The sequence below is a fragment of the Bradyrhizobium cajani genome, assembly GCF_009759665.1.
GTDB lineage: Bacteria > Pseudomonadota > Alphaproteobacteria > Rhizobiales > Xanthobacteraceae > Bradyrhizobium > Bradyrhizobium cajani.
In genome coordinates, this window is sequence record NZ_WQNE01000003.1 from 121,764 (window position 1) to 144,666 (window position 22,903).

Annotated in this window: 21 protein-coding genes; 15 read left to right on the forward strand and 6 right to left on the reverse strand. The window is 65.6% G+C overall.

What is annotated here, in order from left to right:
* Positions 1 to 88: 88 nt before the first annotated feature.
* A complete protein-coding gene (locus tag GPL20_RS05535) occupies positions 89 to 1,564 on the forward strand; it encodes an EAL domain-containing protein (RefSeq protein WP_157328482.1) in 1,476 nt (491 codons plus the stop codon).
* Positions 1,565 to 1,579: 15 nt separating this feature from the next.
* On the forward strand, positions 1,580 to 2,434 hold the full coding sequence (locus GPL20_RS05540) for a TIGR01459 family HAD-type hydrolase (protein ID WP_157328484.1): 855 nt from the start codon (positions 1,580 to 1,582) through the stop codon (positions 2,432 to 2,434).
* Between the two features lie 182 nt (positions 2,435 to 2,616).
* On the opposite strand, the gene GPL20_RS05545 is transcribed toward GPL20_RS05540, so the two are convergent.
* Positions 2,617 to 3,012, reverse strand: coding sequence for a response regulator (locus GPL20_RS05545; protein WP_122400980.1), 396 nt, complete (start codon positions 3,010 to 3,012; stop codon positions 2,617 to 2,619).
* A gap of 240 nt (positions 3,013 to 3,252) precedes the next feature.
* Here GPL20_RS05545 and GPL20_RS05550 point away from each other — a divergent pair, with 240 nt between their 5' ends.
* The 7 genes from GPL20_RS05550 (at position 3,253) to arfB (ending at position 12,251) form a co-directional block, all read left to right on the forward strand.
* Positions 3,253 to 4,224: a bifunctional riboflavin kinase/FAD synthetase gene (locus GPL20_RS05550; RefSeq protein ID WP_157328486.1), complete on the forward strand. Its 972-nt coding sequence runs from the start codon at positions 3,253 to 3,255 to the stop codon at positions 4,222 to 4,224.
* Positions 4,225 to 4,428: 204 nt separating this feature from the next.
* Entirely contained in the window at positions 4,429 to 7,437 is a 3,009-nt protein-coding gene (gene ileS / locus GPL20_RS05555) for an isoleucine--tRNA ligase (RefSeq protein ID WP_157328488.1), read from the forward strand.
* A gap of 9 nt (positions 7,438 to 7,446) precedes the next feature.
* Complete coding sequence (gene lspA / locus GPL20_RS05560) at positions 7,447 to 7,941, forward strand: signal peptidase II (protein WP_157328490.1); 495 nt, start codon at positions 7,447 to 7,449, stop codon at positions 7,939 to 7,941.
* A 98-nt stretch (positions 7,942 to 8,039) separates the two neighbouring features.
* On the forward strand, positions 8,040 to 8,762 hold the full coding sequence (locus GPL20_RS05565; RefSeq protein ID WP_157328860.1) for a hypothetical protein: 723 nt from the start codon (positions 8,040 to 8,042) through the stop codon (positions 8,760 to 8,762).
* A 200-nt stretch (positions 8,763 to 8,962) separates the two neighbouring features.
* The gene (locus GPL20_RS05570; protein WP_373568291.1) at positions 8,963 to 10,357 is read left to right on the forward strand and encodes a M16 family metallopeptidase; all 1,395 of its coding nucleotides are present in this window, start codon (positions 8,963 to 8,965) and stop codon (positions 10,355 to 10,357) included.
* Entirely contained in the window at positions 10,354 to 11,718 is a 1,365-nt protein-coding gene (locus GPL20_RS05575; protein ID WP_254126387.1) for a M16 family metallopeptidase, read from the forward strand. Before GPL20_RS05570 ends, GPL20_RS05575 begins: the two co-directional genes overlap by 4 nt.
* Before the next feature lie 116 nt (positions 11,719 to 11,834).
* Positions 11,835 to 12,251, forward strand: a complete 417-nt coding sequence (gene arfB, locus GPL20_RS05580) for an alternative ribosome rescue aminoacyl-tRNA hydrolase ArfB (RefSeq protein ID WP_157328496.1) — start codon at positions 11,835 to 11,837, stop codon at positions 12,249 to 12,251.
* Between the two features lie 278 nt (positions 12,252 to 12,529).
* Here arfB and GPL20_RS05585 read toward each other — a convergent pair whose 3' ends face one another.
* Positions 12,530 to 12,838, reverse strand: a complete 309-nt coding sequence (locus GPL20_RS05585) for a hypothetical protein (RefSeq protein ID WP_157328498.1) — start codon at positions 12,836 to 12,838, stop codon at positions 12,530 to 12,532.
* 308 nt (positions 12,839 to 13,146) lie between these two features.
* Between GPL20_RS05585 and GPL20_RS05590 the strand changes: the two genes are divergently transcribed.
* The 4 genes from GPL20_RS05590 to GPL20_RS05605 are packed head-to-tail and all read left to right on the forward strand — an operon-like array spanning position 13,147 to position 16,120.
* Positions 13,147 to 13,533 carry a c-type cytochrome gene (locus GPL20_RS05590; RefSeq protein ID WP_205751140.1) on the forward strand — a complete coding sequence of 129 codons (387 nt, stop codon included), beginning with the start codon at positions 13,147 to 13,149 and terminating at the stop codon, positions 13,531 to 13,533.
* A complete protein-coding gene (locus GPL20_RS05595; RefSeq protein ID WP_157328502.1) occupies positions 13,534 to 13,929 on the forward strand; it encodes a VOC family protein in 396 nt (131 codons plus the stop codon).
* A gap of 45 nt (positions 13,930 to 13,974) precedes the next feature.
* Positions 13,975 to 14,523 carry a gluconate 2-dehydrogenase subunit 3 family protein gene (locus tag GPL20_RS05600; RefSeq protein WP_157328504.1) on the forward strand — a complete coding sequence of 183 codons (549 nt, stop codon included), beginning with the start codon at positions 13,975 to 13,977 and terminating at the stop codon, positions 14,521 to 14,523.
* A 28-nt stretch (positions 14,524 to 14,551) separates the two neighbouring features.
* On the forward strand, positions 14,552 to 16,120 hold the full coding sequence (locus tag GPL20_RS05605; RefSeq protein ID WP_157328506.1) for a GMC family oxidoreductase: 1,569 nt from the start codon (positions 14,552 to 14,554) through the stop codon (positions 16,118 to 16,120).
* A gap of 219 nt (positions 16,121 to 16,339) precedes the next feature.
* Here GPL20_RS05605 and GPL20_RS05610 read toward each other — a convergent pair whose 3' ends face one another.
* On the reverse strand, positions 16,340 to 16,657 hold the full coding sequence (locus tag GPL20_RS05610; protein WP_157328508.1) for a ribbon-helix-helix domain-containing protein: 318 nt from the start codon (positions 16,655 to 16,657) through the stop codon (positions 16,340 to 16,342).
* Positions 16,658 to 16,908: 251 nt separating this feature from the next.
* On the opposite strand from GPL20_RS05610, the gene mutL reads away from it, so the two are divergent.
* Positions 16,909 to 18,720, forward strand: a complete 1,812-nt coding sequence (gene mutL / locus GPL20_RS05615) for a DNA mismatch repair endonuclease MutL (protein WP_157328510.1) — start codon at positions 16,909 to 16,911, stop codon at positions 18,718 to 18,720.
* A 7-nt stretch (positions 18,721 to 18,727) separates the two neighbouring features.
* Here the strand turns inward: mutL and rsmD are convergent, their stop codons facing one another.
* Positions 18,728 to 19,282, reverse strand: coding sequence for a 16S rRNA (guanine(966)-N(2))-methyltransferase RsmD (gene rsmD / locus GPL20_RS05620; protein ID WP_157328512.1), 555 nt, complete (start codon positions 19,280 to 19,282; stop codon positions 18,728 to 18,730).
* Between the two features lie 2 nt (positions 19,283 to 19,284).
* Positions 19,285 to 21,267, reverse strand: coding sequence for a pseudouridine synthase (locus GPL20_RS05625; protein WP_157328514.1), 1,983 nt, complete (start codon positions 21,265 to 21,267; stop codon positions 19,285 to 19,287).
* A 119-nt stretch (positions 21,268 to 21,386) separates the two neighbouring features.
* Here GPL20_RS05625 and GPL20_RS05630 point away from each other — a divergent pair, with 119 nt between their 5' ends.
* Positions 21,387 to 21,845: a nucleoside deaminase gene (locus GPL20_RS05630; protein WP_157328861.1), complete on the forward strand. Its 459-nt coding sequence runs from the start codon at positions 21,387 to 21,389 to the stop codon at positions 21,843 to 21,845.
* Here GPL20_RS05630 and GPL20_RS05635 read toward each other — a convergent pair.
* Positions 21,842 to 22,747, reverse strand: coding sequence for an alpha/beta fold hydrolase (locus GPL20_RS05635; RefSeq protein WP_157328516.1), 906 nt, complete (start codon positions 22,745 to 22,747; stop codon positions 21,842 to 21,844). The two genes, GPL20_RS05630 and GPL20_RS05635, sit on opposite strands and share 4 nt — an antisense overlap.
* Between the last annotated feature and the right edge of the window lie 156 nt (positions 22,748 to 22,903).

The window sequence follows — 22,903 nt, forward strand, 5'->3', positions numbered from 1 at the left end:
CTTGGGGGAGCATGAGGCGTGACGAGGCCGGACGGCGGCCCGTGTTTTCCCGGGTGGGACAGTCAGCTCTTGAGGCGTAACGCGCGGCATGATTCGCATCTCGACGATCTTCATCGCCATCTGCATGGTTCTGGTCGCGGCCTCGCTCGGGCTTGTGCTCTATTCGGTCGCCGGCATCAGCGGAACCGAATCCGCGATCGTGGCGCTGACGGCGCTGACCTTCCTGATCCTCTACAACGCGGTGTCGATGCGGCTGCGCGACCGCAGCGACGTCGGCGGCCAGATCGCCGACCTCTCGCGCGGCACCGCCGACCTCGCCCGCCAGGTCGCCGAGTTCGGCCGCCGGTTAGCTGCGATCGAGGGACGCATCGCCTCGTCCAATTCGACCAACTCCGATCGCATCCAGTCGGTGGTCGGCGAGATCAACGAGCTCGGCGGACTGGTCAAGCAACTCGCCACCACCGTCTCGGCCCATGAGGACCTGCTGGCCGGCGCCACCCCGGTGCCAGCTGCAGGCCCGGTCGAGAGGCAGGAGCCGGCGGCTCCGCTCGACCTGATCGCGACGATCGAGGAACGGCCGGGTGCACCGGCGCCGCTGCCTGCGGCGCCTCCGCCTTCCACAACGCAGCCGCGGCCCGCACCGGCGGTTCAGGCCCAGGCCGCGAACGGGCGCAATCAGACCCAGCTGCTGGCGACGTTGCGCAACGCGGTCGACGAGAACCGCATCGACATCTTCCTCCAGCCGATGGTGACGCTGCCGCAGCGCAAGGTGCGGTTCTATGAGGCGGTGACGCGACTGCGCGACGAGCGCGACCAGCTGATCGCGGCCGAGGAATTCATCAGCATCGCCGAAGCCTCGGGCCTGATCGGACGCATCGACAACATGGTGATGCTGCGCTGTGTGCAGGTGCTGCGGCGCCTGATGGTGCGGAACAAGGACGTCGGCGTGTTCTGCAACGTCGCGGCCTCCACGCTCGGCAATTCCACCAGCTTCGCGCAGTGCCTGGACTTCCTCGAAGCCAACCGTGCGCTGGCGCCGTCGCTGGTGCTGGAGTTCAAGCAGTCCACCTTCCGCAATCTCGGTCCGGTCGAGACCGAGAACCTCGCAGCGCTCGCACAGCGTGGCTTCCGCTTCTCGATCGACCATGTTACGGACCTGCGCATCGAACCGCGCGAGCTCGCCGACCGCGGCGTGCGCTTCATCAAGGTGCCGGCCACGCTGCTGCTCGACCCGCGGCAGGCCTCGACCTCGGACATCCACCCGTCCGACCTCTCGGACCTGCTCGGCCGTTTCGGCATCGACCTGATTGCCGAGCGGATCGAAGGCGAGCGCGCGGTGGTCGATCTGCTCGATTATGACGTGCGGTTCGGCCAGGGCTTTCTGTTCGCGCCGCCCCGGCCATTGCGACCGGAAGGAGCATCTGCTACCGGCGGGGCCTCGCCGAACCAGGCGCAGGACATCCAGGGATCCAATGGCTCCGGCACAACCAGCTCAGGCGCGACGTCTTCAGCGCCTCCGCCACAGCGCATCACCGGCAACGCGGCGCTCGCGCGCCGCATCTGATCGGCTGCACGCATCATGACCACGCTGCATTTCGCCGAAGGCCTGCGCGAGCTCGTGGGTGGCGTGGATGTCGTGCTCAGCGACATCTGGGGCGTGGTCCACAACGGCCTCGAATCCTTCCCCGAAGCCTGCGAGGCACTGCACACCTATCGCAGTCGCGGCGGTACGGTGATCCTGATCACCAACGCGCCGCGCCCCGCCGACTCCGTGCAGCGGCAATTGCGCAAGCTCGGCGTCGCCGACGAGACCTATGACGCGATCGTCTCCTCGGGCGACCTGACGCGGCTCTATGTCGCCGATCATCCCGGTCGCAAGATGTTCTGGCTCGGGCCCGAGCGCGACAATTCGATCTATCGCGGCCTCGATGCGGTGACGGCGCCGCTGGAGGAGGCCGATTACATCGTCTGCACCGGCCTCTATGACGACGAAACCGAGACGGCGGAAGACTATCGCGGCATGATGCTGAAGGCGCGCGAGCGCAAGCTGACGCTGGTCTGCGCCAATCCCGACATCGTGGTGGAACGCGGCGACCGGCTGATCTATTGCGCCGGCGCGATCGCGGAGCTCTATCGCGAGCTCGGCGGCGAGGTGATCTTCTACGGCAAGCCGCACCGGCCGATCTACGAGCGCGCGATGGCGCTCGCCGGCGAGCGCCAGGGCCACCAGATCGACCGGAAGAAGGTGCTGGCGATCGGCGATTCCGTCCGCACCGACTTAACCGGCGCACGCGAGTTCGGCATCGACTGCCTGTTCGTCACCCGCGGCATCCATTCCGAGGAGTTCGAGGGCCTCGACCAACTCGACCCGACATCGGTGATGGAGCTGTTCGGCCACCCGCCGATGGCGCTGATGCGCGAATTGAAGTGGTGATGGCTTAATCTCTGTCATTCCGGGGCGCGCGGAGCGCGAACCCGGAATCTCGAGATTCTCAGGTGCGCAACTGCGCACCATAGTTCGCTGCTGGCGCACCGCCCCGGAATGACGAAACCAACGCAGAAAGCCCGGGACAAGCCCGGGCCTTCCGAATTCACTGAATGGCTTCGAGCGCGCGCTTACGCGCTCGCCATGTCCGGGAAGACCGCCTCGATCTTGGTCTTCAGCGTCGCCGCGTTGAACGGCTTGACGATGTAGTTGTTCACGCCGGCCTTCTTGGCCGCAATCACGTTCTCGGTCTTGGATTCCGCCGTGATCATGATGAAGGGCGTGGTGGCGAGGTTCGGGTCCGCGCGCACTTCGCGCAAGAGGTCGTAACCCGTCATCGGCTCCATGTTCCAGTCGGAGATCACGAGCCCGTATTTCTTGCCGCGCATCTTGTTCAGCGCCGCCGAACCGTCGCTGGCATCATCGATGTTCTCGAAGCCAAGCTGCTTCAGCAGATTCCGGATGATACGGATCATGGTGCTGTAGTCATCCACCACCAGAACCGGCATCGTCAAATCAACCGCCATCTCGACTCCCCCAAACGCAAACCCAGGAACATTACGATCGGACCTGCCAGGCCGGAGCCCGGCAGTTCCACGCCCAAGGACTAGCATCAAGGCGTTAAACAGCGCGTTAACTGCGGGCGCCCCCCAGGAACTGAATAAGGACTGAAATCGCGTTCGATGCGGTCGCCCCCTCCCGCTTGACTTCGTCCGGCCGGTCGAGCCACGGTCCCGGCCAGTCCTGCCGGCTCGAGAATTCCCCTGATGGCCCCGCAATTTACCGTTATCCGCGACACCACGCCGGACTCCGCCATCCCCAAGGGCGCCGTGGTCGCCATGGGCAATTTCGACGGGGTCCACCTCGGCCACCGCGCCGTGATCGCGGCAGCCCTCGAAATGGGCCGCGCGCATGGCCGCCCTGCGCTGGCATTGACCTTCGAGCCGCACCCGCGGCGGTTTTTCAGCCCCAACACTCCGCAATTCCGCCTGACGGACGAACGGGCCAAGCTGCGGCTTCTGGCCGGCACCGGGCTTGCCGGTGCCGTGGTCATGACCTTCGACAAGGCCCGTGCCGGGACCAGCGCGCAAGATTTCATTCACCATGACCTGATCGGACGCCTCGGCGTCAGCGGAATCGCGGTCGGTTACGACTTTCATTTCGGCAAGGGGCGGGTCGGCTCGCCGAGCCTGCTGGTCAACGAGGCGCCCCGGCTCGGGATCGAGGTCGACGTGCAGCCCCATGTCGACATCGACGAGCGGCCGGTCTCCTCCAGCGCCATCCGGATCGCCCTCGCCGAGGGCCTCCTCGACGAGGCCACGACCATGCTGGGCGCGCCCTGGTTCATCACCGGCGAGGTCATCCACGGCGAGAAGCGCGGCCGTGACCTCGGCTATCCCACCGCCAATATACGCCTGGACGCCAATTGCGGCCTCAAGCACGGCATCTATGCGGTGCGGGTCGGCCGCGGCGCCGAGCGCCTCGACGGCGTGGCGAGCTTCGGACGCCGCCCCACCTTCGACAATGGCAGCCCGCTCCTGGAAATCTTCCTGTTCGACTTCAAGGGCGACCTCTACGGACAGACCCTCGACTGCGCTTTCGTCGGCTTCATTCGCGAGGAGCTGAAATTCGACAGTCTCGAAGCCCTGATCCGCCAGATGGACGACGATTCCGCCCGCGCCCGCGCCATGCTGGCCGCGGCGCCGGACGCGTTTCCGCGGCTTGGAACGGTCGATTGAAGGGTCCCAAACCGGCCGGCCCGCCCTTTGCGCTTCCCCTGCCCGGCTGCTATGGAGAGCCATGTTTGCGCGGCGCATCATAGGGATTAGCGGCCCGGCTTCCGCCTGAGCCTAAAGGCTCGGCGCAAGACCGGGATGTTGTCGTTTCACCCCGCGATTCCGCATCGCCATCCGTTCCCGCGCCCTTCCGAGCCAGTCAGCCTCATGTCCGAAAAGCCGCAAAAGTCCCAAAAGTCTGAAGTCAAAGACTATTCGAAGACCCTGTTCCTGCCGCAGACGGAATTCCCGATGCGCGCCGGCCTGCCGCAACGCGAGCCGGAGCTGCTGAAATACTGGAACGACATCGGCCTCTACGACAAGCTGCGCCGGGAAGCTCAGGGCCGCGCCAAATTCGTGCTGCATGACGGCCCGCCCTATGCCAACGGCAACATCCATATCGGGCACGCGCTGAACAAGATCCTCAAGGACGTCGTGACCAAGAGCCAGCAGATGCTCGGCTTCGATTCCAACTACGTGCCGGGCTGGGACTGCCACGGCCTGCCGATCGAATGGAAGATCGAGGAGGAGAACTACCGCTCCAAGGGCAAGCAGAAGCCGGATTTCCGCGACTCCGCCGCAATGGTGGCATTCCGCAAGGAGTGCCGCGCCTATGCGACGCACTGGATCAACGTCCAGCGCGAGGAATTCAAGCGGCTCGGCATCATCGGCGACTGGGACCATCCCTATCAGACGATGAGCTATCCGGCCGAAGCGCAGATCGCCCGCGAGCTGATGAAGTTCGCGGCCAACGGCACGCTCTATCGCGGCTCCAAGCCGGTGATGTGGAGCGTGGTCGAGAAGACCGCGCTGGCCGAAGCCGAGGTCGAGTACGAAGACCACACCTCGGATACGGTGTGGGTGAAATTCCCGGTCACCTCGCCGGCGCATGGCGCACTCGCCAATGCCGCCGTGGTGATCTGGACCACCACGCCATGGACGCTGCCGGGCAACCGCGCCATCTCGTTCTCGCCGAAGATCGCCTACGGCCTGTTCGAGGTCACCGACGCGCCCGCCGACAACTGGGCCAGGACCGGTGATCTGCTGATCCTCGCCGATGGGCTGGCCGAAAGCGTGTTCAAGCAGGCCCGCGTCACCGCCTACAAGAAGGTGCGCGACATCCCCGGCGACACGCTGGATGCCGTCGAATGCGCGCATCCGCTGAAAGGCTTTGCCGGCGGTTACGACTTCATCGTTCCGCTCTTGGCCGGCGATCACGTCACCGACGACACCGGCACCGGCTTCGTCCACACCGCGCCCGGACACGGCCGCGAGGACTTCGATGCCTGGACGGCCCATGCGCGCGAGCTCGACACACGCGGCATCAACACCACGATCCCCTACACCGTCGACGAGAACGGCGCCTACACCGCGCAGGCCCCCGGCTTCACGGGAAAACGCGTCCTCAACGACAAGGGCGAGAAGGGCGATGCCAACGAGGCCGTGATCAAGGCGCTCGTCGAAAAAGGCATGCTGCTCGCGCGTGGCCGTCTCAAGCACCAGTATCCGCATTCCTGGCGCTCGAAGAAGCCGGTGATCTTCCGCAACACGCCGCAATGGTTCATCGCGATGGACAAGGACATCAGCGAGAGCGGCCACGCGAAGAAGGGCGACACGCTGCGCGCCCGCGCGCTGCGCGCGATTTCGGTGACGCAATGGGTGCCGCCGGCGGGCGAGAACCGCATCAACGGCATGATCGCCAATCGTCCGGACTGGGTGATCTCGCGCCAGCGCGCCTGGGGCGTGCCGATCGCCGTGTTCGTGCGCGAGAAGGGCGACGGTTCGGCGGAAATCCTGCAAGACGAAATCGTCAACCAGCGCATCACCGAAGCCTTCATGGAGGAAGGCGCCGACGCCTGGTACAGGGACGGCGCCCGTGAGCGCTTCCTTGGGGAACGCGCGAGCGAAGACTGGAAGAAGGTCGACGACATCTGCGACGTCTGGTTCGATTCCGGCTCCACGCATGCCTTCGTGCTCGAGGACCGGCAGAACTTCCCGCAGCTCGGCAACATCGTCCGCAAGATCGACGGCGGCAGCGACACCGTGATGTATCTGGAAGGCAGCGACCAGCATCGCGGCTGGTTTCATTCCTCGCTGCTGGAAAGCGCGGGCACGCGGGGCCGTGCGCCCTACGACGTCGTGCTCACCCACGGCTTCACGCTCGACGAGAACGGCCGCAAGATGTCGAAGTCGCTCGGCAACACCGTCGAGCCGCAGAAGGTGATCAAGGATTCGGGCGCGGACATCCTGCGCCTGTGGGTCTGCGCCACCGACTATGCCGACGACCAGCGCATCGGCCCGGAGATCCTGAAGAACACCATCGAGACCTATCGCAAGCTGCGCAACTCGATCCGCTGGATGCTCGGCACGCTGCATCACTTCAAGGCGAGCGAGAAGGTCGCCTATGCCGACATGCCCGAGCTCGAGCGGCTGATGCTGCACGAACTGGCCGGCCATGCCGAGACCGTTCGCAAGGCCTATGCCGCCTTCGACTACAAGACCGTGGTCGCAAGCCTCTCGGCCTTCATGAACTCCGATCTGTCGGCGTTCTACTTCGATATCCGCAAGGACACGCTGTACTGCGATCCGCCGTCCTCGGTGGCGCGCAAGGCGGCGCTCACCGCGATCGAGCTCTTGTGCGATGCCCTGCTGAAATGGCTCGCGCCGATCCTGAGCTTCACGACCGACGAGGCGTGGCGGATGTTCCGGCCGAACGCCGAGCCGTCGGTGCATCTGACGCTGTTCCCGGAAAATCTCGAGACGTTCCGCGACGACAAGCTCGCCGCGAAATGGGAGACCATTCGCAACGTCCGCCGCGTCGTCACCGGTGCGCTCGAGCTCGAACGCGCCGCCAAGAACATCGGCTCGTCGCTGGAGGCCTCGCCCGTCATCTATGTCGCCGACCGCGGCATGCTGGCGACGCTGTTCGACGTCGATCTCGCCGAGGTCTGCATCACCTCGAACTACGAGGTGCGCGAGGGCGAGGCGCCGGAGAGCGCGTTCCGTCTCGATGCCGTGCCCGGCGTCGCGGTCGTGGTCGAGAAGGCGGTTGGCACCAAATGCGCCCGCTCCTGGAAGATCTCAGTGATGGTCGGCGCAGACCCCGAATATCCCGACGTCACCCCGCGCGACGCGCAGGCGTTGCGCGAATGGAAAGCGCTGGGGGTGGGGGTCTGATCCCCGGCCATGAGCCCCCTCCGCGCCGGCATCATCTCGGCGATCGTCACGGTCGTCCTCGACCAGGCCTCGAAGCTCTGGCTCCTGAACGTATTCGACCTCGCCCATCGCGGCGCGGTGAGGGTGACGCCGTTCTTCGACCTGGTGCTGGCCTGGAACATCGGCATCAGCTTCGGCTGGCTCCAGAACGACGGCCAGGCGGCGCAGATCGCGCTGATGGCGGTCAAGGCCATTGCGGTGGTCGCGCTCGCGATCTGGATGGCGCGCTCGCACACCCTGCTTGCGACCATCGCGCTGGGGCTGATCATCGGCGGTGCCATCGGCAATGGCATCGACCGCCTCGCCTATGGTGCGGTGGTCGATTTCGCCCTGTTCCACATCGAAATCGGCGGAAATACCTATAATTGGTACGTCTTCAATCTGGCGGACGTGGCCATCGTTGCTGGGGTGGCAGCCCTATTGTATGATTCCTTCCTGGGGGTACCCGCCGCAAAAGCGCCCTGATCCCGGCCGATAGGGGCCGGCGGCCGAAAACCCTGTTTTTGCGAGGGTTAAGCCGCGCGCGACGCGGCAATCTGCCACAATTTGGAACAGGTACAGTGATGCGCAGCTCCGAGACCAGTGCGATGGTTCGAGACCCCCGGTGGGGGTTCTGGCGGGCATTGAAATTGGGTGCTGTCGCGCTCGGTGTCGGTCTCGTCATGTCGACAGGCGCAGCCCGCGCCGCTGATGACGACGACGATGACGACATGACCTTCGAAGAGAAGCTCATCGACAATCTGATGTCCGGTCTCGGTGCCAAGAGCATGGAAAAGCCCGGCATCGAGTACCGCGAGCGCTCACCTCTCGTTGTGCCGCCCAAGCTGGACCTGCCGCCGCCCGCCGCAACCGAGGCCAAGGCCGCGCCAAACTGGCCGAAGGACCCCGACGAGAAGCGCCGCAAGGAGGCCATCGACGCGCGGAAGAAGTCGAGCAAGCCGTTTGAAACCTGGCAAGCCGCCCGGCCGCTCTCGCCGGCCGAGTTGAACGCGGGCAAGACGGCCGCGCCGTCCCGCCAGAGCAACGACCCGGTCCAGCCCGGCAACAACACCAATAACCCGACGCTCAGCCCCGCCCAACTCGGATACACCGGCGGCTTGTGGAAACTCTTCAAGGGGAGCGACCCCGAGTCCAAGCAGTTCACGTCGGAGCCGCCACGCCAATCGCTGGTGGAGCCGCCGCCGGGATATCAGACGCCGTCGCCGAACTACGCCTACGGCTCCGGGCCGGATAATTCGAAGCGAACCTATTTCGACGTCCTGTCCGGCAAGGAGAAGGAGCGATAGCGCTCCTGCCCGCCGCGACGTTTCGGCAGGCGCGGAACTGGCGCCGGCGCCTCATGGATGTCCGGCGCAGTCATAAATTGCCTATCAGTAACTTGCCTACGCGTTGAGTTCTCTGCTTCGTGACGCGAAGCCTCAGCCGCACGGTGTAGCATGCCGTGCCTCCGAGCCGGACATCCGGACCTCGGCCCTTCATAAGGATGATGATGTCCTCTTACCGATCGGCTGCCTGCCTCCTTGCCGCGCTGCTTTCGACGAGTGTGCTCTCGGCCGGCGCGTCTCTCGCCCAGACCACGGTCACATCGGCCCCGCCCGCCAGCTTCACGCTCGGCAATGGCATGCAGGTCGTGGTGATCCCGGATCACCGCACCCCCGTGGTCACGGAGATGATCTGGTACAAGGTCGGCTCGGCCGACGAGACCCCGGGCAAATCCGGACTCGCACACTTCCTCGAGCACCTGATGTTCAAAGGCACCTCGAAGCATCCGGCCGGCGAATTCTCCCAGACCGTGCTCCGCGTCGGCGGCAACGAGAACGCCTCGACCTCGGTCGACTACACCAACTACTACCAGCGCGTGCCGAAAGAGCAGCTGCCGACCATGATGGAGTTCGAGGCCGACCGCATGACCGGCCTCATCCTCAAGGACGAGAACGTGCTGCCCGAACGCGACGTCGTGCTCGAAGAGTACAACATGCGCGTCGCCAACAATCCCGACGCGCGGCTCAATGAGCAGATCATGGCTGCGCTCTATCTCAACCATCCCTACGGCCGGCCGGTGATCGGCTGGCATCAGGAGATCGAGAAGCTCGACCGTGAGGACGCGCTCGCCTTCTACCGCCGCTTCTACGCGCCGAACAACGCGATCCTCGTGATTGCCGGCGACGTCGACGCTGCCGAAATCCGCCCGCTGGTGGAGCGCAATTTCGGCTCGATCCCTGCCCAGCCCGCCATCCCGGCGCGGCGCGTTCGTCCGCAGGAGCCGGAGCCGGCCGCACCGCGCACCGTCACGCTGGCGGACCCGCGCGTCGAGCAGCCGAGCATGCGGCGCTATTATCTGGTGCCCTCGGCGACCACGGCCGCCGCCGGCGAGAGCGCGGCGCTCGACGTGCTCGCGCAATTGATGGGCAGCGGCAGCAATTCCTATCTCTACCGCGCCCTTGTCGTCGACAAGCCGCTCGCGGTCTCCGCCAGCGCCAGCTATTCGAGCATCTCGCTCGACCCGACCCAGTTCGCGATCTCGGCCGCGCCGAAACCCGGTGTCAGCTTCGCCGAAGTCGAACAAGCGGTCGACGGCGTCATCGCCAACGTCGCGCAGAACCCGATCCGCGCCGAGGACCTCGAGCGCGTGAAGACCCAGCTCATCGCGGAGGCGATCTACGCCCAGGACAATCAGGCGGTGCTGGCCCGCTGGTATGGCGGTGCGCTGACCACGGGCCTGTCGATCGAGGACATCAGGAGCTGGCCCGACCGCATCCGCGCGGTCACTGCCGAGCAGGTTCGCGCCGTTGCGCAGAAATGGCTCGAGAAGAAGCGCTCGGTGACGGGCTATCTGATCAAGGACACCGCCACCGCCAAGCGCGAGGAGAAGCGTTCGTGACTTATTCCTTCCTTCGACGCGTTGCATTCTCCCTTGCCACCGGCGCGGCACTGGCGCTGGTTACGGCGTCGCCGTCGCAGGCAGCCGCAAAAATCCAGCACCTGACCTCGCCGGGCGGCATCGAGGCCTGGTTCGTGCAGGACGCAACCGTGCCGCTGATCGCGATGGAATATTCCTTTGCGGGCGGCTCGGCCCAGGATCCCAAGGACAAGCCGGGCGTCGCCAATCTGGTCGGCGATCTCCTCGACGAGGGCTCCGGCGATCTCGACTCCAAGACCTTCCACGAGCGGCTCGACCGCCGCGCCATCGAGCTCAGCTTCAGCGCGAACCGCGATACCTTCCGCGGCAGCCTGCGCATGCTGCGCGACAACAAGGACGAGGCCTTCGATCTGCTCCGGATGGCGCTGACCTCGCCACATTTCGACACTGTCGATGTCGAGCGCATCCGCTCGCAGGTCATCTCGGGCCTGCGCCGCGAGACGACCAACCCGACATCGCTGGCGAGCCGCAAATTCCTGGAGGTCGCCTTCGGCGACCATCCCTACGGGCGGCAGACCAACGGCAACCTCGACAGCGTGCCGACCATCACGGTCGCCGACATGAAGGACTATGTCGGCCGCGTGCTCGCCAAGGATGGGCTGAAGGTCGCGGTCGTCGGCGACGTCGATCCGGCCACCCTCGGCAAGCTGCTCGACCACACCTTCGGCAGCCTGCCCGCCAAGGCCAAGCTGACGCCGGTGCCGGACGTCGAGGCCGCAAAGCCGCCGCAACGCGCCTTCGTGACGCTCGACGTGCCGCAGACGGTGATCACCTTCGGCGGCCCCGGCGTGAAGCGCAGCGATCCGAACTTCATGGCGGCCTATGTCGTCAACCACATCCTCGGCGGCGGCGGCTTGTCCTCGCGGCTCTATCGCGAGGTCCGCGAGAAGCGCGGGCTGGCTTATTCGGTGTTCGAATCGCTGCTGTGGATGGAGCATTCGGCGGTCTTCATCGGCAATACCGGCACGCGCGCCGACCGCGCCGGCGACACCATCGACGCCATCGAGAAGGAGGTGCGCCGGATCGCGGAGGAGGGCCCGACGCAGAAGGAGCTCGACGAGGCCAAGTCCTACCTCAAGGGCTCGCAGATGCTGGCGCTCGACACCTCCTCCAAGCTCGCGCAGGCGCTGCTGCAGTACCAGCAGGACAAGCTGCCGATCGACTATATCGAGAAGCGCAACGCCATCGTCGACGCGGTGACGCTGGACGACGCCAAGGCGGCCGCCAAGCGCCTGTGGGGCCAGGGCCTCCTCACCGTCGTCGTCGGCCGCGCCCCGCAGGCCGCCGCGCAGCCGGCCGCAGCCACGCCGAAGTCGAACTGACGTCCCCTACGTTTCCTGAAATGGCCGGGCTCGCCCGGCCATTTGCGTTTGCGACGATGCGCCATTGCCGAATTCAGGCGTCCGCGATATGTCCGGGCATCACGAATGGTGCCACCATGCTGCGGATATCCCGCGATCTCGTCATCGACGAGGACGACATCGAGATCGGCTTTGTCCGCGCCTCCGGCCCGGGCGGGCAGAACGTCAACAAGGTCGCGACCTCGGCGCAGCTGCGCTTCGACACGCGCAAATTGACCCTGCCCGAGGATGCCGCCATCCGGCTTGCCCGCATCGCCGGCCAGCGCATGACCAAGGACGGCGTGATCGTCATCCACGCGCAGCGCTTCCGCACCCAGGAGCGCAACCGGCAGGATGCCATCGATCGCCTCACCGAGATGCTGCGCGAGGCGATGGTGCGCCCCATCCCGCGGCGCGCGACCCGGCCGACCTTCGCGTCCAAGCAGCGCCGGCTCGAAGGCAAGAAGCGCCGTAGCGACATCAAGGCAAAGCGCGGGCGCGGTTTCGACGATTAGAGCATGATCCGGAAAAGTGTGGAGCGATTTTCCCTCGCGACAAACGCGGAACGCGTTTGCGCGGAGATCATGCTCAAACAACAACCTAAAGCGCGATGACGATTCATCCCAATCTCATCGCGCTTTGGAGCGAAGTGGATCCCGGTTCGCGTGAAGAAAACGCGTCAAAACAAGGATCTGGCGCTTCGGTTCTGATTCAATCAGAATCAAAGCTCCAGACCGCCAAGAAAATCTCCGGCCGCAAGGCGACCGGAGATTGGCCATTTCACAGTGTGGCGTCAGTAGCGCTTGCCGGTCGCAGCACCGCCCGTGGCGGAATCGTCGGCCGTGCCCTTGTGCGTCGCGCTGCCGGTGGTGCCGACCGCACCCTTCGTGCCCTTGGTCGACTTCATGCCCATCTTGTCGCCCGCAGCTCCCTGCTGCGCGCCCATTTCCTCATCGCCACTGCCTGACATGCCCCCCTGAATGGGCTTGCTTTGCACAGTGCCACCCGGCTTGGCGCCAGATGAGGTGCCTTGCGCGAAAACGGGCGCCGCGACGAGGGCCGAGAGAGCGCATGCGATCACAGAGGTCTTCACCAACTTCATCCATTTCTCCTGGATTTTTTCGCGATGAACGGTTCGGCCGCTTTCTGCGCCGCTCACATGCACCGAACCAGTTCATCGCGGAGAGCGTTCGAACGGCGCGGTCGTGATGCAATCCGCATCGTGTGGTCATCGTTTAGGGATTTCTGGGCGGTTTCGCGGAATTGCGCTCCTCATATGCGGCGGCGCGGAACACAACGACTCGCGAGCACCCTGCCTGCCGCGAAACAGCCCGCTACTACCACCGCATGTCTGACGCCGCCTAGAGTTTGCGCACGCTGACTTCGAGGTGGATGGGCGGGTTCTTGGCGATGCGCGCAGTCGTGTTGGGATTGTGCACCGCAGTGGTGCTGGTGGTGCGGGTTGCCGACGCGCAAATGCCCTTGCCGGCGGCAAAACCTCCGGATGGCGCAACGCTCTTCAAGCAGCAATGCGTGGTGTGCCACACCACGAATTTGTCGGAACCGCTACGGCAAGGCCCGCCTTTGCTGAAGATCGTGGGCCGGCCCGCCGGCAAGGTCGATGGCTTCCGCTATTCCGAGAACCTCGCCAAAGCGGACTTCGCCTGGGATGAGGCCAGGCTCGACGCATGGCTGACCAATCCGCAAGCCGTCATTCCCGGCGTGGTCATGGCCTACCGGCAGGCGAAGCCGGAGACGCGCGCCGCCATCATCGCTTACCTCAAGGAGCAGAACTGAATGGCAAAGCCGGTCCACTCCATGATCCGCGTGCTCGACGAGGCGCGATCGCTCGATTTCTACCGGCGCGCCTTTGGCCTCGAAGTCGCCGACCATCTGAAGTTCGCGGATTTCGCGCTGATCTATCTGCGTCATCCCTCCTCACCTTTCGAGGTGGAGCTGACGGTGAATTTCGATCGCAAGGAGCCGTACCAGCTCGGCGACGGCTACGGCCATCTCGCCGTGGTGGTCGAGGATCTCGATGCCGAGCATGCCCGCTTCGAGCGCGAGCAGCTCGCACCTGGTCCCCTGCGCGACTTCAAGCATGACGGCCGGACGCTGGCGCGCTTCTTCTTCGTCAGCGATCCCGACGGCTACAAGATCGAGGTGATCCAGCGAGGCGGACGTTTCAACTGACCAAATCACAAAAATCCAAATCACAAAAATCCACGGAGGAATGCCATGAGAGAAATCGATCGTCGAAGCAAGCACAGCCGCCGCGTCTTTCTCAAGGGCGCGGCGACGGCCGTGCCGGTCGTCGCAGTCGCGAGTAGCGTCGCCGTCAGCATCGAAGATGCCTGGGCCGATGAGGCGAGCACACTCTCGCCGGCAACCATGAAGACGCTGCTGAAGGTCGCACGCGACATCTATCCACACGACGTGCTCGGCGACAGCTACTACATCACCGCGATCAAGCCATGGGACGGCAAGGCTGCCAAGGATCCCGCCGTCAAATCGCTGATCAACGACGGCATCGCGCGGCTCGATCAGAATGCGCACGATCGCCACAAGCTGGCTTACGCCGAGGTGCCCTGGGAAGCCGATCGCGTCGTGCTTCTGAAGGAGATCGAGCAGAGCGACTTCTTCCAGAAGGTGCGTGGCGACCTCGTCGTCTCCCTCTACAACCAGAAAGAGGTCTGGCCGCGGTTCGGCTACGAAGGCTCCTCCGCCGAGCACGGCGGCTACATCAATCGCGGTTTCGCCGATATCGACTGGCTGCCGAAGGCTTGATCGCACTCAACGGTTCGGGAGAACGCATATGGCAAAATTCGATCTGAACGACTCCGGCGTTGTGGTGATCGTCGGCTCCGGTGCCGGCGGCGGCACGCTGGGCAACGAGCTCGCGCAGAAGGGCGTCAAGGTGGTCATTCTCGAGGCGGGTCCCCGCATCGAGAACCACGACTTCGTCAACGACGAGTGGGAGAGTTTTTCACAGCTGGCCTGGACCGATGCGCGCACGACGTCAGGCACATGGCGCGTCGCCAAGGATTTTTCGGGTCTTCCCGCCTGGATCGTCAAGGCGGTCGGCGGGTCTACGACACATTGGGCCGGCGCGTCGCTGCGTTTCGACGAGCACGAGTTCAAGGTGAAGAGCGCCTACGGCAACATTCCCGGCGCCAACCTTTTGGACTGGCCGGTCACGCTCGCGGAGATGGAGCCGTGGTACGCCAAGGCCGAGAACAAGATGGGCGTGACCCGCACCAACGGCATTCCCGGACTTCCCGGCAACAATAACTTCAAGGTGATGGAGGCCGGCGCGAAGAAGCTCGGCTACAAGACCGTGCACACCGGCAACATGGCGATCAACAGCCAGCCGCGCGACGGGCGCGGCGCGTGCCAGCAGATCGGCTTCTGCTTCCAGGGCTGCAAATCCGGCGCGAAATGGTCGACGCTCTACACCGAGATTCCGAAGGGGGAGGCGACCGGAAATCTGGAGGTCCGGCCCGGCAGCATGGTGATCAAGATCGAGCACGATGCCGGCGGCAAGGTGACCGGCGTCGTCTATGCCGACGAGACCGGGGCGATGCAGCGTCAGAAGGCACGCATCGTCGCGGTTGCCGGCAATTCGATCGAAAGTCCGCGGTTGCTGCTCAACAGTGCCTCGACCATGTTCCCCGACGGTCTCGCCAACTCCAGCGGGCAGGTCGGGCGCAACTACATGCGCCACATGACCGGCAGCGTCTACGCCGTGTTCGAGAAGTCGGTGCACATGTATCGCGGCACGACCATGGCCGGCATCATCCGCGATGAGGCCACCAACAATCCGAAGCGCGGCTTCGTCGGCGGCTACGAGATGGAGACGCTGTCGATCGGACTGCCGTTCATGGCAGCTTTCCTCAACCCCGGCGCCTGGGGACGTTCGTTCACCTCGGCGCTCGACGGCTATCCGCGAATGGCCGGCATGTGGCTGGTCGGCGAGGACATGCCGCAGGAGACCAACCGCATCACGCTCGACCCTGTCGTGAAGGACAAGTTCGGACAGCCGGTCGCGAGCGTGCATTTCGACGACCATCCCAACGACGTCGCGATGCGCGCGCACGCCTACAAGCAGGGCGCTGCGGTCTACGACGCCGTCGGCGCCACGGTGACCTATCCGACCCCGCCCTATCCGAGCACGCACAATCTCGGCACCAACCGGATGAGCGAGAAGCCGCGGGACGGCGTCGTCAACAAGTTCGGGCAGAGCCACGACGTCAAGAACCTGTTCGTGTCGGACGGCAGCCAGTTCACCAGCGGCGCGGCCTGCAACCCGACCCTGACCATCGTCGCACTCGCGATCCGGCAGGCGGATTACATCGCTGGCGCGATGCAGAAGAAGGAGATCTGAGGTCCGATTGGTAAACCGCTCTCTTCGTCATTGCGAGCGAAGCGAAGCAATCCAGAATCCCTCTGCAGCGACAGTCTGGATTGCTTCGTCGCAAGGGCTCCTCGCAATGACGGCGGATGGAGTTTCGTAGCCCGGATGGAGCGCAGCGTCATCCGGAGCCGCTGTCGCTTGTGGCACGAATCCCGGATTGCGCTGCGTTCCATCCGGGCTACGAACTCGTCATTCGGCCGCGTCGAGAATGGGCGCCACCGTCGCCTTGAAGTCTTGCACAGGCACCATGCTCCTCGAGCGATAGATCAGGCACGAGCAGCGCAGCAGCGAGGCGAAGTTGTTGACCTCGCCATGATGATCGAGCACCTCGTTGTAGAGTGTGGTCAGGAACTTGCCGAGGCTCATGTTCTCCTTGGCCGCGATTTCCTCCAGCGTGTCCCAGAACGCCATTTCCAGCCGGATCGAGGTGCAATGGCCGCCGATCCGCAAGGAGCGGGTCTGGCTTTCGTAGTCGCGTTGGGGCTGATGCGCGAAGAGATGGCACATGGCGTCCTCCCGTCCTGTTGCCATTTTTTCACGATGCTACACCGCCGCCCGGCGGCTCACAATCGCGACCGCGGCGAGAGATTCGGCCTATGCCCGTTGCGCAATTTTCTCGAACGTCCAATGTCTTCAATGTGATAGACAGTCCTCTTCCCCAGGCCCCCACGCGGCTGTTGCCCAACACATGCTTTTGACGCAACACGGCCTAGAATAGCGCCGTCAGCGACTCCAGATTCGAGCCCAAGATCGAGTTCATGCCCGTCCGCCAACTGCCAGAGCAAGTCGTCAACCGCATCGCCGCCGGCGAAGTGGTCGAGCGCCCGGCAAGCGTGGTCAAGGAGCTCGTCGAGAATGCGATCGATGCCGGTGCGAGCCGGATCGACGTCTTCACCGATGGCGGCGGACGGCGACGGATCGGCATCACCGATGACGGCGGCGGCATGACCGCGAGGGACCTCGCGCTCGCGGTCGAGCGCCATGCCACGTCCAAGCTCGACGACGAGGATCTGCTCCAGATTCGCACGCTCGGTTTCCGGGGCGAGGCGCTGCCCTCGATCGGCTCGGTCGCACGACTGTCGATCACGACGCGGCATGCGAGCGAGCCGCATGCCTGGGCGCTCACGGTCGAGGGCGGCGAGAAGTCCGACATCATGCCGGCGGCGCTGGCGCACGGCACACGTGTCGAGGTCAACGATCTCTTCTACGCGACACCTGCGCGGCTGAAATTCCTCAAGACCGACCGCACCGAAGCGGAAGCGATCCGCGAGGTGGTGCGGCGGCTGGCGATGGCGCGGCCCGATATCGCTTTCACGCTCGCGGGCGAGGAGCGCGCGCCGGTGACCTGGGCCGCGGCGCTGCCCGGCGCTGCCGGACGGCTGACGCGGCTCGGCGATATCCTGGGCGCGGAGTTTCGCAGCCACGCCATCGAGGTCCACGCCGAGCGCGAAGGCGTCGTCGTCGCGGGCTATGCCGCGGCCCCCGCGCTGACCAAGGCCAACGCACTCGGGCAATATCTCTTCGTCAACGGCCGTCCGGTGCGCGACAAGCTGATCCTCGGCGCGGTGCGCGCGGCCTATTCCGACTATCTGCCGCGCGACCGCCATCCGGTGCTGGCACTGTTCGTCACGCTCGACCCACGCGAGGTCGACGCCAATGTGCATCCGGCCAAGACCGAGGTGCGCTTCCGCAACGCGGGCCTGGTGCGCGCGCTGATCGTGCACGGCTTGAAGGAAGGGCTCGCACGCGAGGGCCGGCGCACGGCGGCGAACAGCGGTGAGAGCGCGTTGTCCGCGTTCCGGCCCGCCTTCACGCCGCGCCCCGCAAGCTGGGACTGGCGGGCGTCGCCGGCCGCCCCGGTCGCGCCGATGCCGGCATTCGACGGCGCTGCAGCGCCCGCCTTCGCCGAGCGCGCACAGGCTGCGTTCGACGTCGGTGCGCCCAGCGCAGACGTACGGTTCGATGCGCAGCCCGCCGGCGATCTCGTCGACCGTCCGCTCGGCGCCGCGCGCACGCAGATCCACGAGACCTACATCGTCTCGCAGACCCGCGACGGCCTGATTATCGTCGACCAGCACGCCGCGCATGAACGCATCGTCTACGAACGGCTGAAGGCCTCGCTGGCGACGAACGGCGTGCAGCGGCAGATCCTGCTGATCCCCGAGATCGTGGAGATGGACGAGGCGACAGTGGAGCGCCTGCTGGAGCGCAGCGAGGAGCTGGCGTCGTTCGGCCTCGCGATCGAATCGTTCGGCCCCGGCGCGGTCGCGGTGCGCGAGACGCCGTCGCTGCTCGGCAAGACCAATGCGGGCGGGCTGCTCCGCGATCTGTCCGAGCACATGGCCGAGTGGGACGAGGCGCTTCCTCTCGAACGTCGGCTGATGCACGTCGCCGCCACCATGGCCTGCCACGGTTCGGTGCGCGCCGGCCGCCGGCTGCGGCCGGAAGAGATGAACGCCCTGCTCCGCGAGATGGAGGAGACGCCGAACTCCGGCCAGTGCAATCACGGGCGGCCGACCTATGTCGAGCTGAAGCTGTCGGATGTGGAGAAGCTGTTCGGGCGGCGGTAGCCGTAACCTACGACGTCTTCAAGAACACGAACTCCGTATCGTCATAAGCGCGCCGCTCCAATTCCTCATAACCTTCGGGCGTCACGAACTGCGCGGCCTTCGCCTCCTCCACCACCAGCAGCGCGCCCGGCGTGAGCCAGCCGCCGTCACGCAAGCTCGCCAGCGCCTTTTCCGCAAAGCCCTTGCCATAGGGCGGATCGAGGAACACCAGTGAGAACGGCTCGACCGGATGCGCGGGGCCGAGATCAGTCGCGTCGCGGCGATAGACCTTGGTCACCCCGCCGAGGCCGAGCGCCTCGACATTGTTGCGAAGCAATGCCCGCGCTTCCGCGCCGTTGTCGACGAACAGCGTGAACTTCGCGCCACGTGACGACGCCTCGATGCCGAGCGCGCCGGTGCCGGCGAAGAGATCGAGCACGCGCGCGTCCTCAATCGGATCGTCATAGGCGTGCACGAGGATGTTGAACACGGACTCGCGCAGGCGGTCCGCCGTCGGACGGATGTCGCGCGAGGACGGTGAGGCGAGATTGCGCCCCTTCAACCTGCCGCCGACGACGCGCAAGTTCAGTCCTCCCGCGGCGTCAGATCGCGCTTGCCGTGATAGCCGCGCTTGGGACGGCGCGGCGGTCCATAACCGCTCGCTTCCATCTCGTTGCGCTCGCGCGCTTCCTCGCTGCCGGTCCGCTGCACCACGACGCGGCGGCCCTTGCGATCGTTGATCACGGCGCGCTTCATCGGCTTCTTCGGCGCCTCGTCGTGCGAGGTGGATTTCGCGGGCACGTCGAACTCGGCGCCGGACTTCTCGATCACCTTGTCGCCGAGCTGCTCGCGCAGCACGCGCGACTTGATCTCGTCGACCTGGCCTTCGGGAATCTCACCGAGCTGGAACGGGCCGTAGGAGACGCGGATCAGCCGGTTCACCTCGAGCCCGAGATGGGCGCAGACATTGCGCACCTCGCGGTTCTTGCCCTCGCGGATCGCGAACACGAGCCAGACATTGGCGCCCTGGTCGCGCTCGAGCGTCGCCTCGATCGGACCGTATTTGACGCCCTCGACCTCGATGCCGGCCTTGAGCTCGTCGAGCTGGGCCTGGGTGACGTCGCCATGGGCGCGGACGCGGTAGCGGCGCAGCCAGCCGGTGTCGGGCAGCTCAAGCGTGCGCGCGAGCCCGCCATCATTGGTGAGCAGCAACAGGCCTTCGGTGTTGAAGTCGAGCCGGCCGACGCTGATCAGCCGCGGCAGGCCTTCGGGCAGATTGTCGAACACGGTCGGACGTCCCTCTGGGTCGTCATGCGTCGTCATCAGCCCGCGCGGCTTGTGATAGAGGAACAGCCGCGTGCGTTCGCGCGGCGGCAATGGCTTGCCGTCGACGGCAACGACGTCGTTCTGCGTGACGTCGAGCGCCGGCGAGTTGATCACCCGGCCGTTGACGGTGACGCGGCCCTGCGTGACCATCTCCTCGGCGTCGCGACGCGAAGCGAGCCCCGCCCGTGCCAGCACTTTCGCGATGCGCTCGCCGGCCTTCTTCGGCTTCGGCGCCTCGTCGCGGCGCGGACGGCCCTCGAAATCCCTGTCGCGCTCGCGATAGGCGCCGCGGCCGCCGAAGGCGGGGCGTTTCTCGAAGATCCTGCTGTCGTCCTCGTTGTCGCGGCGCGGACGATCACGGAAACGGCCTTCGCTGCGCGGATGCTCCTGCCAGTCCATGCGGCCTTCCGGCCGCCCTTCGCGCGAACGGCTGAAGCGCGGACGATCGTCACCGGAACGCTCTTCGCGCGAACGGTTGAAACGCGGACGATCCTCACCGCCCTCGTCGCGGCGCCGCGGGAAGCGCGGACGGTCCTCGCCACGGCCACCCTCGCGACGGTCGTCGCGCTGACGCCAGGGCTTTTCCTCGCCGCGGTCGCGGCCGCCGAAATCCTTGTCGAACGACTTGCCAAAGTTCTTGCGAGGACGGTCGCCACGCGGACCGGCGTCGCGCTTCTGCCACGGCTTGGAATCGCCGCGCTCGCCACGATCTCCGCCCCGCGAAAACTTCCGCTCACCTTCGAACTTGCGGTCCGGACGATCGCCACGCGGCGAATACGGACGCTTGTCGCCGAACTTCCTCTCGCTGGACCGGCCGGCGGGGCGGGACTCGTCGCGATCCCGGCTGCGTGGCGGACGGTCGTCACGCCCATAGGAAGGGCGATCGCCGCGCGGCTTGAACGATCGCTTCTCGCCGTCGCGCGATCCGCGCTCGGAGAACGGACGGTCGCCACGGGGCTTGAAGCTGCGCTCGCCACGCCCCTCGCCGCGGTCGTCGCGCTTGAAGCGCGGACGGTCGCTAAAGTCGCGGCGCGGGGCATCGCCCTCTTCGCGGCGACGGAACGGGCGGCCCTCGCGGTCGCCGCGGGACGGGCGCTCGTCGCGATCACCCTTGCCGGCGAAGCCGCGCTTGGCGAATTTCTTCTCGGGGCCGCGCGGCTTGCCGCTGCGGCCCTTTGATGATCCCTTGGCCGGGCCTCGCCGGCCGCGGGACTCGTTGTCTTTGTCGCTGTCGCGAGGCATGAATAATCTCACTCAGGGGGTAGCCGGAAAGCATTGTGCGCGCTCGTTCCGAGCCGCATGCTCAGGCAAAATCGGTATCCACTCTTGCTGAAGGCGGAGCTAGTAGCAGGTTTCTGACGATGATACGAGGCATGAAAGCCCCTTCTTTCATGGATTTGGCGCTCAAGGCGGCCGAAAATGCCGGAAAATCGGGCGAAGTTCCGATCGGATGCGTGGTGGTCCGCAATTGCGAGGTCGTCGCCACCGCCGCCAACCGGACGCTGACCGACCATGACCCGACCGCCCATGCCGAGATCATCGCGCTGCGCGAGGCCGCCGCGAAGATCGGCAGCGAGCGTCTCGTGGACTGCGACCTCTACGTGACGCTGGAGCCCTGCACCATGTGTGCGGGCGCGATCTCCTTTGCAAGGGTCAGGCGGCTCTATTACGGCGCGGCCGATCCCAAGGGCGGCGCCGTCGAGTCCGGCGTGCGGTTCTTTGCTTCCCCAACCTGCCACCATGCGCCGGACGTCTATTCCGGGGTCGGCGAAAGCGAGGCGGCGCGGCTGCTGCGGGAGTTCTTTCGGGAGCGACGCTAATCCGCGAGGAAGAACTCGCGCAGCGCCCTCGCGGTGTCGTCCGGGTTCTCCTCGGTGAGAAAGTGCCCCGAATCCACCGGCATGCCGTCCACGTTCGTGGCCCATTGCTTCCAGGTGTCGAGCGGAGTGGCGGCGGCCTGGGCCACGCCGGCATTGCCCCACAGCGCCAGCATCGGAATGGTGATCTTCTTGCCGGCCTCGAAATCGGCCTTGTCGAGGTCGTAGTCGAAATAGGCGCCGGCGCGATAGTCCTCGCACATCGCATGCACCCGGGCGGGATCGCGGAACGGGGCGATGTAGTGCTCGAGCGCGCGCGCATCGATGGCATCGAGCGTCTTCGACCCGGTCTGGCTCGCCATCTTGAAGCGCAGGAAGAACTCGCCATTGGCCGAGATCAGCGTCTCCGGCAGCGGATAGGGCTGCGCCAGGAAGGTCCAGTGATAGATCTTCAGCGCGTACGCGCGGTTCATCCGCTCCCAGTAATTATAGGTCGGCAGGATATCGAGCACCGCGAGCTTCGACAGCCGGCCGGGATGGTCGAGCGCGAGGCGGTAGGAGACGCGGCCGCCACGGTCGTGGCCGGCCAGCGCGAAGTGCACATGGCCGAGGCGCTCCATCGCCTCCACCATGGCCTTGGCCATCGCGCGCTTGCTGTAGGGCATGTGCAGCGCATCGGTCCGCGGCATGTCCGACCAGCCATAGCCCGGCAGGTCGGCGATGATCAGCGTGAAGGCGTCGGCAAGCTGCGGCGCCACGCGGTGCCACATCACATGCGTCTCGGAGAAGCCGTGCAGGAGCAAGAGCGGCGGCCCGCTGCCGCCGACGCGGGCGAAGATGCGGCCGAAGGAGGTATCGATCCATTCGGAGGCAAAGCCCGGATAGAGGTCGGCGAGATCGGACATCTTCTGCATCCTTATCTGGTCAGTCCCGGGACCGCTCCGACAAAAAAGTCGAAAACAACCCCATGCACAGTAGCGGTATTATCGGCGGGGCCACTAACCCCAACAGCCGATTGCACATTCTGGAATGTCGATGTGGCGGCGCGGTGACACCAAACC

Coding starts and splice junctions, on each gene's coding strand:
- arfB (WP_157328496.1), top strand. CDS start 11,835: ATGCTGCGGATATCCCGCGATCTCGTCATCGACGAGGACGACATCGAG.
- mutL (WP_157328510.1), top strand. CDS start 16,909: ATGCCCGTCCGCCAACTGCCAGAGCAAGTCGTCAACCGCATCGCCGCC.
- GPL20_RS05605 (WP_157328506.1), top strand. CDS start 14,552: ATGGCAAAATTCGATCTGAACGACTCCGGCGTTGTGGTGATCGTCGGC.
- GPL20_RS05590 (WP_205751140.1), top strand. CDS start 13,147: ATGCGCGCAGTCGTGTTGGGATTGTGCACCGCAGTGGTGCTGGTGGTG.
- GPL20_RS05630 (WP_157328861.1), top strand. CDS start 21,387: ATGATACGAGGCATGAAAGCCCCTTCTTTCATGGATTTGGCGCTCAAG.
- GPL20_RS05565 (WP_157328860.1), top strand. CDS start 8,040: ATGCGCAGCTCCGAGACCAGTGCGATGGTTCGAGACCCCCGGTGGGGG.
- ileS (WP_157328488.1), top strand. CDS start 4,429: ATGTCCGAAAAGCCGCAAAAGTCCCAAAAGTCTGAAGTCAAAGACTAT.
- GPL20_RS05550 (WP_157328486.1), top strand. CDS start 3,253: ATGGCCCCGCAATTTACCGTTATCCGCGACACCACGCCGGACTCCGCC.
- GPL20_RS05625 (WP_157328514.1), bottom strand. CDS start 21,267: ATGCCTCGCGACAGCGACAAAGACAACGAGTCCCGCGGCCGGCGAGGC.
- GPL20_RS05570 (WP_373568291.1), top strand. CDS start 8,963: ATGATGTCCTCTTACCGATCGGCTGCCTGCCTCCTTGCCGCGCTGCTT.
- GPL20_RS05610 (WP_157328508.1), bottom strand. CDS start 16,657: ATGTGCCATCTCTTCGCGCATCAGCCCCAACGCGACTACGAAAGCCAG.
- GPL20_RS05600 (WP_157328504.1), top strand. CDS start 13,975: ATGAGAGAAATCGATCGTCGAAGCAAGCACAGCCGCCGCGTCTTTCTC.
- GPL20_RS05585 (WP_157328498.1), bottom strand. CDS start 12,838: ATGAAGTTGGTGAAGACCTCTGTGATCGCATGCGCTCTCTCGGCCCTC.
- GPL20_RS05535 (WP_157328482.1), top strand. CDS start 89: ATGATTCGCATCTCGACGATCTTCATCGCCATCTGCATGGTTCTGGTC.
- lspA (WP_157328490.1), top strand. CDS start 7,447: ATGAGCCCCCTCCGCGCCGGCATCATCTCGGCGATCGTCACGGTCGTC.
- GPL20_RS05595 (WP_157328502.1), top strand. CDS start 13,534: ATGGCAAAGCCGGTCCACTCCATGATCCGCGTGCTCGACGAGGCGCGA.
- GPL20_RS05540 (WP_157328484.1), top strand. CDS start 1,580: ATGACCACGCTGCATTTCGCCGAAGGCCTGCGCGAGCTCGTGGGTGGC.
- GPL20_RS05545 (WP_122400980.1), bottom strand. CDS start 3,012: ATGGCGGTTGATTTGACGATGCCGGTTCTGGTGGTGGATGACTACAGC.
- GPL20_RS05635 (WP_157328516.1), bottom strand. CDS start 22,747: ATGTCCGATCTCGCCGACCTCTATCCGGGCTTTGCCTCCGAATGGATC.